The organism is Hyphomonas sp. (genome assembly GCF_041689225.1).
Classification (GTDB): Bacteria; Pseudomonadota; Alphaproteobacteria; order Caulobacterales; family Hyphomonadaceae; genus Hyphomonas.
In genome coordinates this window covers 13930-27101 of sequence record NZ_JBDNGN010000028.1, presented here as the reverse complement: position 1 = coordinate 27101, position 13172 = coordinate 13930, and the positions used below count along the sequence as shown (strand labels likewise).

The 13172-nt window shown below is 62.1% G+C and carries 10 protein-coding genes; 1 reads left to right on the top strand and 9 read right to left on the bottom strand.

Features of this window, described 5'->3' with window-relative positions; genetic code table 11:
* Nucleotides 1–6 precede the first annotated feature (6 nt).
* The 7 genes from odhB to ACESNB_RS02500 all read right to left on the bottom strand — a co-directional run bounded on the left by odhB (nt 7) and on the right by ACESNB_RS02500 (nt 10038).
* Nucleotides 7–1515, bottom strand: a complete 1509-nt coding sequence (gene odhB / locus ACESNB_RS02530) for a 2-oxoglutarate dehydrogenase complex dihydrolipoyllysine-residue succinyltransferase (RefSeq protein WP_373003340.1) — start codon at nt 1513–1515, stop codon at nt 7–9.
* Nucleotides 1516–1554: 39 nt separating this feature from the next.
* Entirely contained in the window at nt 1555–4563 is a 3009-nt protein-coding gene (locus tag ACESNB_RS02525) for a 2-oxoglutarate dehydrogenase E1 component (RefSeq protein ID WP_373003337.1), read from the bottom strand.
* Nucleotides 4564–4725: 162 nt separating this feature from the next.
* Nucleotides 4726–5628, bottom strand: coding sequence for a succinate--CoA ligase subunit alpha (sucD, locus tag ACESNB_RS02520; RefSeq protein WP_373003334.1), 903 nt, complete (start codon nt 5626–5628; stop codon nt 4726–4728).
* A gap of 9 nt (nt 5629–5637) precedes the next feature.
* Complete coding sequence (sucC, locus tag ACESNB_RS02515; protein ID WP_373003331.1) at nt 5638–6825, bottom strand: ADP-forming succinate--CoA ligase subunit beta; 1188 nt, start codon at nt 6823–6825, stop codon at nt 5638–5640.
* 124 nt (nt 6826–6949) lie between these two features.
* Nucleotides 6950–8194, bottom strand: coding sequence for an MFS transporter (locus ACESNB_RS02510; protein ID WP_373003328.1), 1245 nt, complete (start codon nt 8192–8194; stop codon nt 6950–6952).
* 46 nt (nt 8195–8240) lie between these two features.
* On the bottom strand, nt 8241–9410 hold the full coding sequence (locus tag ACESNB_RS02505) for an alkaline phosphatase D family protein (protein ID WP_373003326.1): 1170 nt from the start codon (nt 9408–9410) through the stop codon (nt 8241–8243).
* Between the two features lie 73 nt (nt 9411–9483).
* Entirely contained in the window at nt 9484–10038 is a 555-nt protein-coding gene (locus tag ACESNB_RS02500) for a DUF2306 domain-containing protein (RefSeq protein WP_373003323.1), read from the bottom strand.
* 135 nt (nt 10039–10173) lie between these two features.
* Between ACESNB_RS02500 and ACESNB_RS02495 the strand changes: the two genes are divergently transcribed.
* On the top strand, nt 10174–10917 hold the full coding sequence (locus ACESNB_RS02495; protein WP_373003320.1) for a LytTR family DNA-binding domain-containing protein: 744 nt from the start codon (nt 10174–10176) through the stop codon (nt 10915–10917).
* Here the strand turns inward: ACESNB_RS02495 and ACESNB_RS02490 are convergent.
* Both ACESNB_RS02490 and ACESNB_RS02485 read right to left on the bottom strand, forming a co-directional pair.
* Entirely contained in the window at nt 10914–12215 is a 1302-nt protein-coding gene (locus tag ACESNB_RS02490) for a TAXI family TRAP transporter solute-binding subunit (protein WP_373003317.1), read from the bottom strand. The two genes, ACESNB_RS02495 and ACESNB_RS02490, sit on opposite strands and share 4 nt — an antisense overlap.
* A gap of 488 nt (nt 12216–12703) precedes the next feature.
* Complete coding sequence (locus ACESNB_RS02485) at nt 12704–13168, bottom strand: 23S rRNA (pseudouridine(1915)-N(3))-methyltransferase RlmH (protein WP_373003314.1); 465 nt, start codon at nt 13166–13168, stop codon at nt 12704–12706.
* Nucleotides 13169–13172 lie beyond the last annotated feature (4 nt).

Here is a 13172-nt window from a genome sequence, read left to right as displayed (position 1 = left end):
GCTTTGCTAGACTTCGAGCAGCATGCGTTCGGGATCTTCCAGCGCTTCCTTGACCCGGACGAGGAATGTGACCGCTTCCTTGCCGTCAACGATGCGGTGATCATAGCTGAGCGCGAGATACATCATCGGACGGATGACGACCTGGCCATTGATGGCGACCGGGCGCTGTTCGATCCGGTGCATGCCAAGCACGCCGGACTGCGGAGGGTTCAGGATCGGCGTCGACATCAGCGATCCATAAATACCGCCATTGGAGATAGTGAAGGTGCCGCCCTGCATGTCGCCGATCGTTAGATCGCCGTCGCGGGCGCGCCTGCCGAGGTCGGCAATGCCCTTCTCGATACCGGCGAGAGACAGCTCGTCACAGTCGCGCACGACCGGGACAACGAGGCCCTTATCGGTGCCGACGGCGACGCCCATGTCGTAGTAATTCTTGTAGATGATGTCGGTGCCATCAATCTCGGCATTGACCGAGGGGACCTCTTTTAGCGCGTTGACGCAGGCCTTCACGAAGAAGCTCATGAAGCCGAGCTTGATGCCGTGCTTGACGACGAAACTGTCCTGGTGCTTTTTGCGCAGATCCATGATGGCGCCCATGTCCACGTCATTGAACGTGGTCAGCATAGCGGCGCTGTCCTGAGCCTCTTTCAGGCGGCGAGCGATGGTCTGGCGCAGGCGCGTCATGCGCACGCGTTCCTCGCGGGGGCCAAGATCGCGCGGCGGGCGCGCTTCGGCAACGGCTGTGGAGGCCGGGGCTTTCGGCGCAGAATTCACATAAGCGAGCGCGTCGCCTTTGGTCGCACGGCCATCTCGGCCCGTACCGGGGATGTTCGCGGGGTCGACACCGGCTTCGGTCGAGATGCGACGTACCGAAGGCGCGACGGCGCTGCTGGAAGCGGCGGCGGCGGCAGGCGCGGGAGACGCCGGGGTGGCTGCGGGAGCGGATGCAGCGCCACCGGCACTGATGCGGGCAATAACGGCGCCCGGTGTGACGCTGTCGCCTTCGGACACAACCAGTTCCGCGATCACGCCGTCGGTCGGCGCAGGCACCTCAAGGGCTACCTTGTCGGTTTCGATCTCGGCAATAGTCTCGTCTTTCTTGACGCTGTCGCCGACCTTTTTGAGGAAGGTCGAGAGCGTGCCCTCGGCGACGCTTTCGCCCATGGTCGGCGCGGCAACGTCTGTGAGCTTGCCGCCGGACGCTGCAGGCGCCGGAGCGGCCCTGGTTTCCTTGGCAGGCGCGGCTTCGGCCTTGGCAGGTGCTGCCTTGGCTGCGCCGTTACCGGCATTGAGGCGACCGAGCAGCGCGCCGATTTCCACTGTATCGCCGACATTGGCGATGATTTCAGAGAGGACACCGTCTTCCGATGCTGAGACTTCGACCGAGACCTTGTCGGTCTCGAGTTCAACGAGCACGTCGTCGCGTTTGACGCTGTCGCCGGCGGCTTTCATCCATTGTCCGACGGTAGCTTCGGTGACGCTTTCGCCAAGTGTGGGAACTGAGATATCGGTCATGATGCAAGGTCCATATTGGCAAATTCCGGAAAAGAAGGATCAGACCGCGACAATCTTGTCGTCGACCGGGTCCGGCCCGAGGGCGGCGTTGAGGAAGGCGGCCATTTCGGCCTTGTGCTTGGACATCAGGCCAGTCGCTGTTGCGGCAGACGGCGGACGGCCAGCATAGCGCGGGCGTGGCGATTTCGCGTCGATCTGCGTCGCGCACCATTCGATCTCGTCACGGATGAAGGTCCAGCCACCCATGTTGCGAGGCTCTTCCTGGCACCAGACCAGTTCCGCGCCCTTGAAGCGCTTCAGCTCGGTCATGATCGAGCGGCGCGGTACGGGATAGAACTGCTCGAACCGCATCAGGTAGACATCGTCGATGCCGGCCTCTTCGCGCGCTTCCAGCAGGTCGTAATAGACCTTGCCCGAACACATCACGACGCGGCGGATCTTGTTGTCATTCACCAGCTTGATCTTGCCTTCGCGGCCCGGCGTCTCAGCATCGTCCCACAGGATACGGTGAAACGAGGACTTGGTCGTCATGTCGTCGAGCGAGGAGGTCGCCAGCTTGTGACGCAGCAGTGATTTCGGTGTCATGATGATCAGCGGCTTGCGGAAGTCGCGGTGGATCTGGCGGCGGATGGCGTGGAAGTAGTTTGCCGGGGTCGTCAGGTTGCAGACCTGCATATTGTCTTCGGCACACATCTGCAGGAAACGTTCGAGGCGGGCGGAGGAGTGTTCCGGCCCCTGTCCCTCATAGCCATGCGGCAGCAGGCAGACGAGACCGCTCATGCGCAGCCATTTGCGCTCGGCCGAGGAAATGAACTGGTCGAAGAAGACCTGCGCGCCGTTGGCGAAGTCGCCGAACTGGGCTTCCCACAGGGTCAGCGTGTTCGGGTCGGCGAGCGAATAGCCGTACTCATAGCCAAGCACGGCTTCTTCCGAGAGCAGAGAGTCGATGACTTCGTAATTCGCCTGCTTGTCGTTGATATGGTTGAGCGGCGTGTAACGTTCACCCGACGTCTGGTCGATGAAATGGCTGTGACGCTGTGAGAACGTGCCCCGGCCGACATCCTGACCGGACAGACGGACCGGGAAGCCCTCTTCCAGCAATGTGCCGAAGGCGAGATGCTCTGCGGTGGCCCAGTCGAGGCCCTCACCCTTGGAAATGGCGGTGGCGCGGCCATCGATGACGCGGGCGAGCGTCTTGTGAATCTCGATATTGTCCGGAACGGTCGTGATCGACTGGCCAAGCTGTTGCAGCCGCTTCTTGGCGACGCCCGTCTTGCCGCGACGCTCGTCGTCTTCGGGCAGGCCGAGGCCTTTCCATTCTCCGTCCAGCCAGTCGGCTTTCTTGGCCTTGAATTTCTTGCTCGCCTCGAATTCCTTGTCGAGATAAGTCTCGAAATCCGTGACCTGCTTTTCGACATCTTCGGCCGTCAGGACGCCTTCGGCGACGAGCCGCTGGCCGTAGAGTTCGCGCGTCGACGGGTGCGCCTTGATCTCATTGTACATGACCGGCTGCGTGAACATGGGCTCGTCGCCCTCATTGTGCCCGAAGCGGCGGTAGCAGAACATGTCGATGACGACATCTTTCGAGAATTTCTGGCGGAACTCTGTCGCGACCTTGGCCGCATAGGTCACCGCTTCCGGATCATCGCCGTTGACATGGAAGATCGGCGCCTGGACCATCAGTGCCACATCCGACGGATAGGGCGAGGACCGCAAATATAGCGGGCTGGTGGTAAAGCCGATCTGGTTATTGACGATGAAGTGGATCGTCCCGCCGGTACGGTAGCCGGACAGGCCCGACAGCGCGAAACATTCGGCCACGACCCCCTGCCCCGCAAAGGCAGCGTCGCCGTGCAGCAGCAACGGCAACACTTTTGTGCGATTGAGCGTGCCGGTTTCCCGGTGCAGCATTTCCTGCTTCGAGCGCGACTTGCCGAGCACGACCGGGTCAACGGCTTCAAGGTGTGACGGGTTAGCGTTCATCGAGAGGTGAACTTCATTGCCGTCAAATACGCGGTCGGACGAGGCGCCAAGGTGATATTTCACATCACCGGAGCCGAACTGTTCGGCGCCTTGCGTATTGCCGCCCTGGAATTCGAAGAAGATCTGCTCATAAGGCTTGCCCATGACCGCTGCGAGCATGTTGAGGCGCCCTCGGTGGGACATGCCGACGACGATTTCCTCGACGCCGAGTGCGCCGCCGCGCTTGATGATCTGTTCCAGCGCCGGCACGGCCGCCTCGCCGCCATCAAGGCCGAAGCGCTTGGTGCCGGGATAGCGCTTGTGCAGGAAGCGCTCAAACGTTTCTGCCTCGATCAGCTTGGCGAGGATCGCTTTCTTGCCGGCCGTAGTGAAGGCGATGCCCTTGTCCGGGCCTTCGATGCGCTCCTGCAGCCAGGCTTTCTCGAGTGGATCGGAAATGTGCATGAACTCGATGCCGATGGTCGAGCAATAGGTGCGCCGGAGGATATCCAGCATTTCGGTGACATTGGCATAGTCGAGGCCGAGATAACCGTCGATGAAGATGCGCCGGTCCATGTCGGCAGATTCAAAGCCGTAGGTGCCCGGGTTGAGTTCGGGCTGGTCGCCAAAATCCTCGATGCCCAGCGGATCAAGCTTGGCCGCTAGGTGGCCGCGCATCCGGAAGGCGCGGATCATCATGATCGCGCGGATGGAATCCTTCACCGCCTGAGCGAGGTCGGCTTCCGTGGCGCCCGACTTGTCGGACTTGATCTTCTTTTCGAGCTTCGGATCGACGGCGGCCCAGTTGCCGTCGAAGGCCGCGACGTCGTCGCCCTTTTTCTGCAGCGGCCAGTCGCCGCGCTTCCAGCTGGCACCGGCCGCATTGGCCGCAGCGCTGCCAGACTCTTCATCCAGCTCGGCAAAAAATTCGCGCCAGCTTTCCGGCACGAGCGACGGGTCGCGGGCATAGGTCGCCTGCATCTGCTCGAGCCACTGGGCCGAACCGCCATAAAGGAATGCCGTGTCGAGCATCGCGGCATTGCCCTTGCTGCGTGCGCCATTCACCGGGCTGCCATCGTCTGCCATGTATCATCCGTCCTCTGGACCAAATCGCTCCCCGATATATAGGAACGATATATTGCCTAGTTCCTATCGTCAGGAACTTTTTGCAGGACGGCCGACGCGGACAGACTCTGGCCTCGCCAGACGGGCCTTGCGGCCGCCCTGGCTTTCTCGATGTCGGGCGACTTAGCCCTTCAGCAACTCGACCAGGGTCGTCCCCAGGCGAGCGGGTGATGGCGACACGCGGATACCCGCGGCCTCCATCGCAGCAATCTTGCTTTCTGCATCGCCCTTGCCACCGGACACGATGGCACCGGCATGGCCCATTGTGCGGCCCTTGGGTGCCGTGCGACCGGCGATAAAGCCGACCATCGGTTTCTTGCGGCCTTTCTTGGCCTCGTCGATGAGGAACTGGGCGGCCTCTTCTTCTGCGCCGCCGCCGATCTCACCGATCATGATGATGGACTTTGTTTCGTCATCGGCAAGGAACATTTCCAGCATGTCGATGAATTCGGTGCCTTTGACCGGATCGCCGCCGATGCCGACAGCCGTTGTCTGGCCGAGACCCGCCTGCGTGGTCTGGAACACGGCTTCATAGGTCAGCGTGCCGGAGCGCGAGACGATGCCGACATTGCCCTTCTTGAAGATGGAGCCCGGCATGATGCCGATCTTGCACTCGTTCGCCGTGATGACGCCCGGGCAGTTCGGCCCGATCAGGCGTGACTTGGACTTGTCGAGCTTGGCCTTGACGCGGACCATGTCGAGCACGGGAACGCCTTCGGTGATGCAGACGATGAGCGGGATTTCCGCGTCCATGGCTTCCTCGATGGCAGCCGCTGCACCGGCTGGCGGGACGTAGACGACGGACGCGGTGGCGCCGGTCTTGGCCTTGCCTTCAGCGACGGTCGAGAAGATCGGCAGTTCGGTGCCGTTATCGGCCGCCCACATGGTTCCGCCCTTCTTGGGGTGGATACCGCCGACCATCTTGGTGCCGTAATAGGCCAGCGCCTGGTTGGTGTGGAACGAACCGGTATTGCCGGTCATGCCCTGGGTGATGATCTTGGTGTTGTTATCGATAAGAATGGACATGAATATTCCTTAGCCGCGAACCGCGTTGACAATTTTCTGGGCCGCGTCGTCGAGATCGTCGGCGGAGATGACGTTGAGACCGGAGTCGGCAATGATCTTCTTGCCGAGGTCGACATTGGTGCCTTCGAGGCGGACGACCAGCGGCACGGAGAGATTGGTTTCCTTGACCGCCGCGATCACGCCTTCGGCAATGACGTCACATTTCATGATGCCGCCGAAGATGTTGACCAGGATGCCCTTCACGTTGGGGTCCTTCATGATGATCTTGAAGGCGGCTGCCACCTTCTCCTTGCCGGCGCCGCCGCCGACATCGCAGAAGTTGGCCGGCTCTTCGCCGTAGAGCTTGATGATGTCCATGGTCGCCATGGCTAGGCCGGCGCCGTTGACCATGCAGCCAATCGTGCCTTCGAGGGCGATATAGGCGAGGTCCCATTCAGAGGCCTCGATTTCCTTTTCGTCTTCCTCGGTCTTGTCGCGCAGTTCCATGATGTCCGGGTGACGGAACAGGGCGTTGCCATCGAAGCTTACCTTGGCGTCGAGGACGCGCAGGTGGCCGTCTTCCATGACGATCAGCGGGTTCACTTCCAGCATCGCCATGTCCTTCTCTGTGAAGGCCTTATAGAGGATCGGGAAGAGTTTCATGCCGTCGGCGCGCGCGGCACCTTCGAGCTTGAGAGCGTCGCAGAGTTTCGAAGAATCAGCATCAGTGACACTGCCGTCGACCGGCAGGGTCATAATCTTCTCCGGCGTGTCGTGGGCAACCGCCTCGATGTCCATTCCGCCTTCGGTCGAAACGACGAAAGCCACTTTGCCGGTTTCGCGATCAACCAGGATGGAGAGATAGAGTTCGCGGTCAATGTCCGCGCCGTCTTCGATATAGAGGCGGTTGACTTGCTTGCCGGCGGCGCCGGTCTGCGCGGTCACAAGATGATGACCCAGCATCTGCTTGGCGTTGGCGAGGACGTCGTCCTTGGAGAAGGCAAGGCGGACACCGCCCTTTTCGCCCGCTTCGGCCTCAGTGAATTTGCCCTTGCCGCGCCCACCGGCGTGAATCTGGCTTTTCACGACCCAAAGCGGTCCTGGCAGCGAGTCGACCGCCTTCTGGACGTCGGCGAGGGAGAGAACCGGTACGCCTTCAGCGACGGGGGCGCCAAAGGATTTCAGCACCGCTTTTGCCTGGTATTCGTGAATGTTCATATGGAATGCCTTGATGGTTGTGTCGTGTGCAGGAGGGCCGCGCGCCGCCCCGCTAACAATGCGGGCTGTATAACAGGGTTCTTCGTGCCGACAACTGGCTGAGTACGCGATACTGGATGCAGCCTCAGGACTCTACGTCCGGATTGCGCGGATCGAGTTCAACGCCGGCCAGAGAGGTCGGCGTGACCGGCTTCCATTCCTCCTGCTGGGCCTCGGTCGGCGCGGCCCGCTGGCGTACCCTGACAACCATCAGAATCGCGAGGACGAACAACAGGACACCGGCAAGGCCAAACAGGCCAGCCCGGTCGGCCACGCGCATGGCAAAGCCCGACATGAGCGGGCCAACAATCGACCCGGCGGCCCAAACGAACAGAAGACCCGACATGACCTGCGGTACGCGGCCGCGCGGTGTGCGGTCGATCGCATGGGCGACACAGAGCCCATAAAAGGACAGGGCCCCTGCCCCCCATATTGTGAGGACCGCAATCACACCAATCTCGCCCAGCGCGACGCCAAAGACCGCGATCAGGAGCGACGCGATGCCGGACATGGTGCACATGCCCGCGATCACGAGGCGGCGCTCGATCCGGTCTGATAAAACCCCGGCCGGCCATTGCAGGACGAGGCCGCCAAGCCAGGCAGCTGCGACCGCGATGGCGACAGCTGCGGTGCCGCCGCCCGCGAGTTCAAAGCGTTCAAAGTAGACGGGCAGAAGCGCCAGCGTACCCGTATTGATGACACCGGCCAGGAGCACGCCGATCACGGCGGCTGGAGCGATGCGGAAGAGTTCGGCGACCGGCATGGACTTGCGGTCCGGCGGGGTGGGCTCTTTCTGGCGGGTCAGGCAGACCGGGACCAGGGCGAGGGCGAGGAACAAGCCGGCCCAGGCGTATGCCCGGCCATCGAGCGGCGACATGCCGGCCACGAAGAAAGGCCCGATCATCAGCGAGAGCTTGGCGCCGGTATGGTAGATGCCCATCACGTTGCCGCGCGACTTGTCGGGGACGGCCTCGCCCATCCAGCTTTCGATACTGGTGAACATGTAGGCAAAGGCGATGCCCTGCGCGACGCGAAGGAGCGCCCAGAATGCCGCATCGTGCCAGAGTGACAGGGCCAGGACAGCCACCGCGTTCATTGCTGAAGCGGCCGCGAACAGGCGAATATTGCCGAACTGGCCCAGCATGCGCGGTGCCGACCAGGCCCCGATCATGTAGCCGGCCGCATTGAAACCGGCGATGACGCCGATTGTCTGCGGCCCCGACCCCATGGCCTCGAGGCCAAGCGGAGTGAGCATGCTGAGCAATCCGCCAGCGATCTGGACGATCATGACGGAAAGTATCAGGACAAAGACGTTGCGCGTGTCGGACATCAACTACCTGGAAACGTGCGAAGCCGGGCAACCCGGCGCACGTTGATTACTTGAACTTGACCGAAGTCTCGCGAACGGTTGCACCATCATTGGCCTTGATCGACAAGGCCGCTGTACCAGTAGACCAATCAATATCGATGGCCCCGAAATTTTCGGGCGGGTAGCCCGCGCCGATCTGGGCGCTGTCCATTTCTTCGGTGGTTTCGGCGAAGGAGCCGTTCAGCGACGAGGCCGTCAGTTCATAGGCCGGATAAGGCAGCACAGCGTCCTGACGGTAAAGAAAGGCCGTGTGGCGGTCGCCCGAGACGAACACGACGCCATTCGCGCCGGTCTGATTGATCAGGTCGTAGAGCCGCTCCTGCTCCTTGGGCAGGCGCGACCAGGCTTCCCAGCCATGCCCGTCAGTTGCCATGACCTGGACCGAGGAGACGATCAGGCGCAGGTCGGCCGGCTTCTGGAGCTGGTTTTCAAGCCAGGTCCACTGGTCTGCGCCGAGCATGTCCTGATGCGCGTCTGTCGAGGGAATGTAGCGTTCCTTGCCTTTCACGCCCCATTCGTTTGTCACCATCAGCGGCGTGCGGAAAAAGCGCGTGTCGAGCATGATGATCTGGGTCCGCTGGCCTTCAGGACCGAACGTGCGCGCATAGTATGTGCCCGGCCAGGCGCCGACATCCTGCTTCTCGAGCCCCCAGAAGCGCTCGTGGATGCGTTCCGCCAGACGCCGGAAGGGAAAATCCTTGCCGCCATCATTGGCCCCCATGTCGTGGTCGTCCCATGCGACCATCATCGGATGGGCGGCGCGGACGGCCTGAAAGTCCGGCCGGGCGGCAAGATCGCTGAAGCTTTCGCGCAATTCGTCGAGCTCTGCCTGATTGACGGTATAGTTCCTCCCATCACGATCGCCGTAGACATTGTCGCCGATCATCAGGAGCAAGTCGGCCTTTTCGCGAGCGATTTCCTCAAGCGCGGGCGCGACTGGCTTTTCCTCGTCCAGGCACGAGGCGACCAGAATGCGGGAGAGCGGCTGATCGGTGTCCGGCAAGGGCAATCCTTCGGGCGCGCGCGGATAAAAGTCATCAGGGAGGGTCTTGTAATAGGCTTCGAGCGCCTCTTCGGCGCTGTCGGGCGCACGGGTGATGCCTGGAATGGAGATGGGCCGGGAAACCTGGCATGCTGCAAGCCCCATCAGGCCGACCAGTAGGATTGCGCGCTTCATGTCCCTGCTCCCGTTCACTGCCTCATATTGCATGTGTAACGGGGTTCTGCTGCGGCGGTAAGGCGGGAATGGGTCAAACGCCGAAGAAAATTGACCACATCATCCGGCCGGGCAGGAAGCTGAACAGGCCGGCAATGGCCATGCCGCCAACGAACATGCCCGTCATGTGTTTGCGATGGGCCTTGATATCGTGGCGGCGCGCGGCGGCGACGCCCATGGGCAGGACGATAACGGCCCAGGCCGATATGGCGTGAATGAAGCTGAAATTATTGCCGTTCAGGCCGACGAGGAAGAAGGAACTGATTGCCGTGACGCTCATCGTCGCGACCCAGCCGTAGCCGAGTATGCGGTGCATGCGGCGGCCTTTGACGCCCAATAATAGGAACGACCCGATCGCAAAGGAGGCGAGGGCACCGGTGACGTGGGCTTTGAGGACCCAGGGCGAGCGAAGAAGCGGGGAGATATCAAGGCGGAACTGCAGGGGCGGATGTCCCGGCGATGCGAGGATCGTATAGCTGAGCGCGGCATAGACCGTGAGCGCGATTGCAAAGATGACGGTATGTTTGCGGGCCTTGAGACGGGTACGCAGCGGGCGGGGTGAGGGGGTGGCAAGGGCGAGGTCGGTCATCGGGAACTCCTGTTGACCCCAACATGCCGCCTGTCGCCTCCCCTCGTCACCGGGTTTGCATGGAGTGACTGGAATCCTTCGCGAAATGCGGCCAGAACGGTTCACGAAGCGCGAAATGCAGGGGGCTTTGCGGAAATGACAGAGCGACTGAAGCAGTTTGTGCGGCCTGCCGCTGTCCTGGTTGGGCTTGCAGCGCTATTCACTTGGTTCGGCGTGTATGATGTCAGCTCGCATCCCGTCTTGCGGTTTGTGATGTGGCTCGTGACGATGAGCGTCGGTGGCGTGTCGGCGATATGGATCATTCCTGCCGTCTTCGATTGGCGGTTTGCGCAGCAGAATTTCATTGTCCGGGTGGCGCTGGCGGCGGCGCTGATCGCCCTGCCCGTCACCGCCTCGCTGATCGCCTTTTTCCTCGTGCTTGGCGCCCGCGTGTCGCTTGGCGCGCTGCCCATGCAGTACCTGTATGTCTATGCGGTGTGCGCGGTGATGGTGACGGGCGGCGTCATCGTCTCGCGGGCCCAGGCGGCGGCTCCCCTGCTGAAAGCTGCCGAGGCGCAAGACGTCGTCGCGCGGTTCATGCAGCAGCTTCCGGTCAAATACCGCTCGGCCAACCTGTGGGCCGTGTCGTCGGAGGATCACTACCTGCGCGTCCATACGAGCCTTGGCGAAGAACTGATCCTGATGCGCCTTGCCGACGCGATGGCTGATCTCGGCGGAACCGACGGGCTACAGACGCACCGGTCGTGGTGGGTGGCCAAGGATGGGGTAGCCGATACGCGGCGTGAGGGCGGGAAACTCTTGCTCGTCCTGCAATCCGGCAAGGCCGCGCCGGTGTCGCGCACCTATGCGTCAGCCGTGAAGCAGGCCGGGCTGGGTTAGGCGCCGAGGCCCGGTGTCGGGCGTGTGTTCATCAGGAGATGCTTGACGAATTCGACATGGTTGCGGAGGCGGTAGAGGTCGTCAGTATAGGACAGCGGCACATCGAGTTCGCCGATCTCGACCTGCAGGTCTTCCAACTCGTCGGTGATGACGGCGCGCTCCTCTTTTGTCGGCATGTCCCGGCCGCGCGCCTCAAGATCGCGCAAATCCTTGTACCAGATGTAGATCTTGCGGCGCACCCGCCAGCGATAGATCGGCGGCGCAACCCGAACCAGCGGGAAGAGTAGCGTCAGGAGCGGGATGGCGAGGATCCATGCCCGGTCGAGGAAATTGGCCAGGTCGAACGAGAAATACCGGCGCAGGAAGGATGGGCCGTTCGCATAATAGCGCTGGACCTGACGGCTGACTGGCAAGTCGGTGGAATCCGGATCGGGAAATGCCCCGGCCCGCGCAAACAGGCTGCCATCCTGGTGAATGGCGGACGCGGAATCGACCAGCAGCGCCTCGATCGCGGGATGCAGCGACTTCTTGACGACGAGCTGCGCCACAGGCGCAACGAGGGACACATCATGGGCTGGCAGGTCGGCGCCGATATCGACCACGCCGCGGAGCAGGACCACGGCGGCAAGCGCCGGCTGGCGCCGCGACAGCGCCTCGGCGCGTTCAAACGGCAAGAGCGAAATGCCCGGCGCGCGCAGCAATGCCTGGACGTAGACGGCGTCCGGCGAGGCCGCGAAGGCGGCGGCGTCGAGTTTGCCTTCGATGAGGGCTCCGGCCGCTGCAGTTCCCGTCAGGCTGTTGCGGGAGGCCGCAGGCCAGACGCCATCAAACTCACCTTGCAGGTCGAGGGCCAGGAGACGCGTTCCTGAACCGTCCGGTCCGATGGCCATCCGCAGGTCACGCAACTGGCCGAAATCCTTGACGCCCGCCTCGTCGCGCACGAACACCCAGAACGGTTCATGAAAGAGACCGCCGAGGGATCGCAGTGTTTCGGCATCGCCGGGTGTGGCCAGGCCGCCCTGGACCAGCGCCACATCGACACCGCCTTCGTCCAGAAGGCGCAGGTTTTCGACGGAGCCCGCCGTCTGGATCAGGGTGACCTTGACGTCCTGTTCGCCGAGGAGGCGCTGGTACCGCTCGGCATAGGCATAATAAGCCCCTCCCAGAGGGCCCGCCGCAAACCTGATGGTCTTGGGCGGCGCCGGATCCATCAACATAAGCGTCAACACGAGGCCCGCAAATGCCACGAGGACAAGCGGCCAGTAGATTTTCAGGAAATCCTTCGCGGCCGTGACCATGCGGCGTCCCACCTTTTGTCAGTTGCGTCCCGGGTGACGGTCTAGGCTGACACGGCTACAGGATCAATCACATGCCGTCGCATGCCCCCAAATTGCCCCATACGCGCCTTGCATGGAACCTATTCCATTCAGAAAGTGTTCATCACGGACAGGTCGCCCCATCTAGGGGGCAGATAGACGGAACAAGAGATTGACATGAGCCATTCAAACGCAATCACGAAAATCGCATCTGTTACGACGCTTGGCTTGTTTACGGCCGCCCTGCTGATGCTCGCCCTGGCACCATCACCTTCGCTTTTTGCCGGCTGAACTTTTTATGGGTCGGTTTGGAACCGAACGCGCCCCTGATGCGTATATTGTCTTAGATGGCTGGCAGGTCCCTCCCGACCGAACCCTCCCAAGCGCTGGCCGTCTACGAAGAGGCTTCGAAGCTGCGTCCCCCCACGTTACGCTTCGGAGCCTCTTTACTTTTTTCCCACCTCGAACGGTCAGGCCTTGTGATAGGGCATGCCCGCCAGGATCGACATGGCACGGTAGACCTGTTCGGCCAGCATCGCCCGGACAAGGCGATGTGGCCAGGTCTGTGCGCCGAACGCCGTCGTATCGGGCGCCGCACGACGGACAGATTCGCCATACCCTTCCGCGCCCCCGATCAGGAATACGAGATCGGGCACGCCCTGGTCACGCAGCCGGGCGAGCTGGCCTGCAAAATCGGCTGATGGCGTGTTGCGACCGAATTCATCAAGGCGAATGACATTGGCGCCCGCCGGGATTTTCGCGAGAATCCGCTCGGCTTCCGCATCGATTCCGCCGCCGCTGGCGACTTCAATCTCCTCGATGCCCCGAAAACCAAGACTGCGTGCAACCGGCAGGGCCCGTTTGACATATTCGTCAAAGAGCTCGCGCTCGGCGCCCGACTTCAGGCGACCGACAGACAGAATTGTCAGCCGCATCGGT

Coding starts and splice junctions, on each gene's coding strand:
- odhB (WP_373003340.1), bottom strand. CDS start 1,515: ATGACCGATATCTCAGTTCCCACACTTGGCGAAAGCGTCACCGAAGCT.
- ACESNB_RS02525 (WP_373003337.1), bottom strand. CDS start 4,563: ATGGCAGACGATGGCAGCCCGGTGAATGGCGCACGCAGCAAGGGCAAT.
- sucD (WP_373003334.1), bottom strand. CDS start 5,628: ATGTCCATTCTTATCGATAACAACACCAAGATCATCACCCAGGGCATG.
- sucC (WP_373003331.1), bottom strand. CDS start 6,825: ATGAACATTCACGAATACCAGGCAAAAGCGGTGCTGAAATCCTTTGGC.
- ACESNB_RS02510 (WP_373003328.1), bottom strand. CDS start 8,194: ATGTCCGACACGCGCAACGTCTTTGTCCTGATACTTTCCGTCATGATC.
- ACESNB_RS02505 (WP_373003326.1), bottom strand. CDS start 9,410: ATGAAGCGCGCAATCCTACTGGTCGGCCTGATGGGGCTTGCAGCATGC.
- ACESNB_RS02500 (WP_373003323.1), bottom strand. CDS start 10,038: ATGACCGACCTCGCCCTTGCCACCCCCTCACCCCGCCCGCTGCGTACC.
- ACESNB_RS02495 (WP_373003320.1), top strand. CDS start 10,174: ATGACAGAGCGACTGAAGCAGTTTGTGCGGCCTGCCGCTGTCCTGGTT.
- ACESNB_RS02490 (WP_373003317.1), bottom strand. CDS start 12,215: ATGGTCACGGCCGCGAAGGATTTCCTGAAAATCTACTGGCCGCTTGTC.
- ACESNB_RS02485 (WP_373003314.1), bottom strand. CDS start 13,168: ATGCGGCTGACAATTCTGTCTGTCGGTCGCCTGAAGTCGGGCGCCGAG.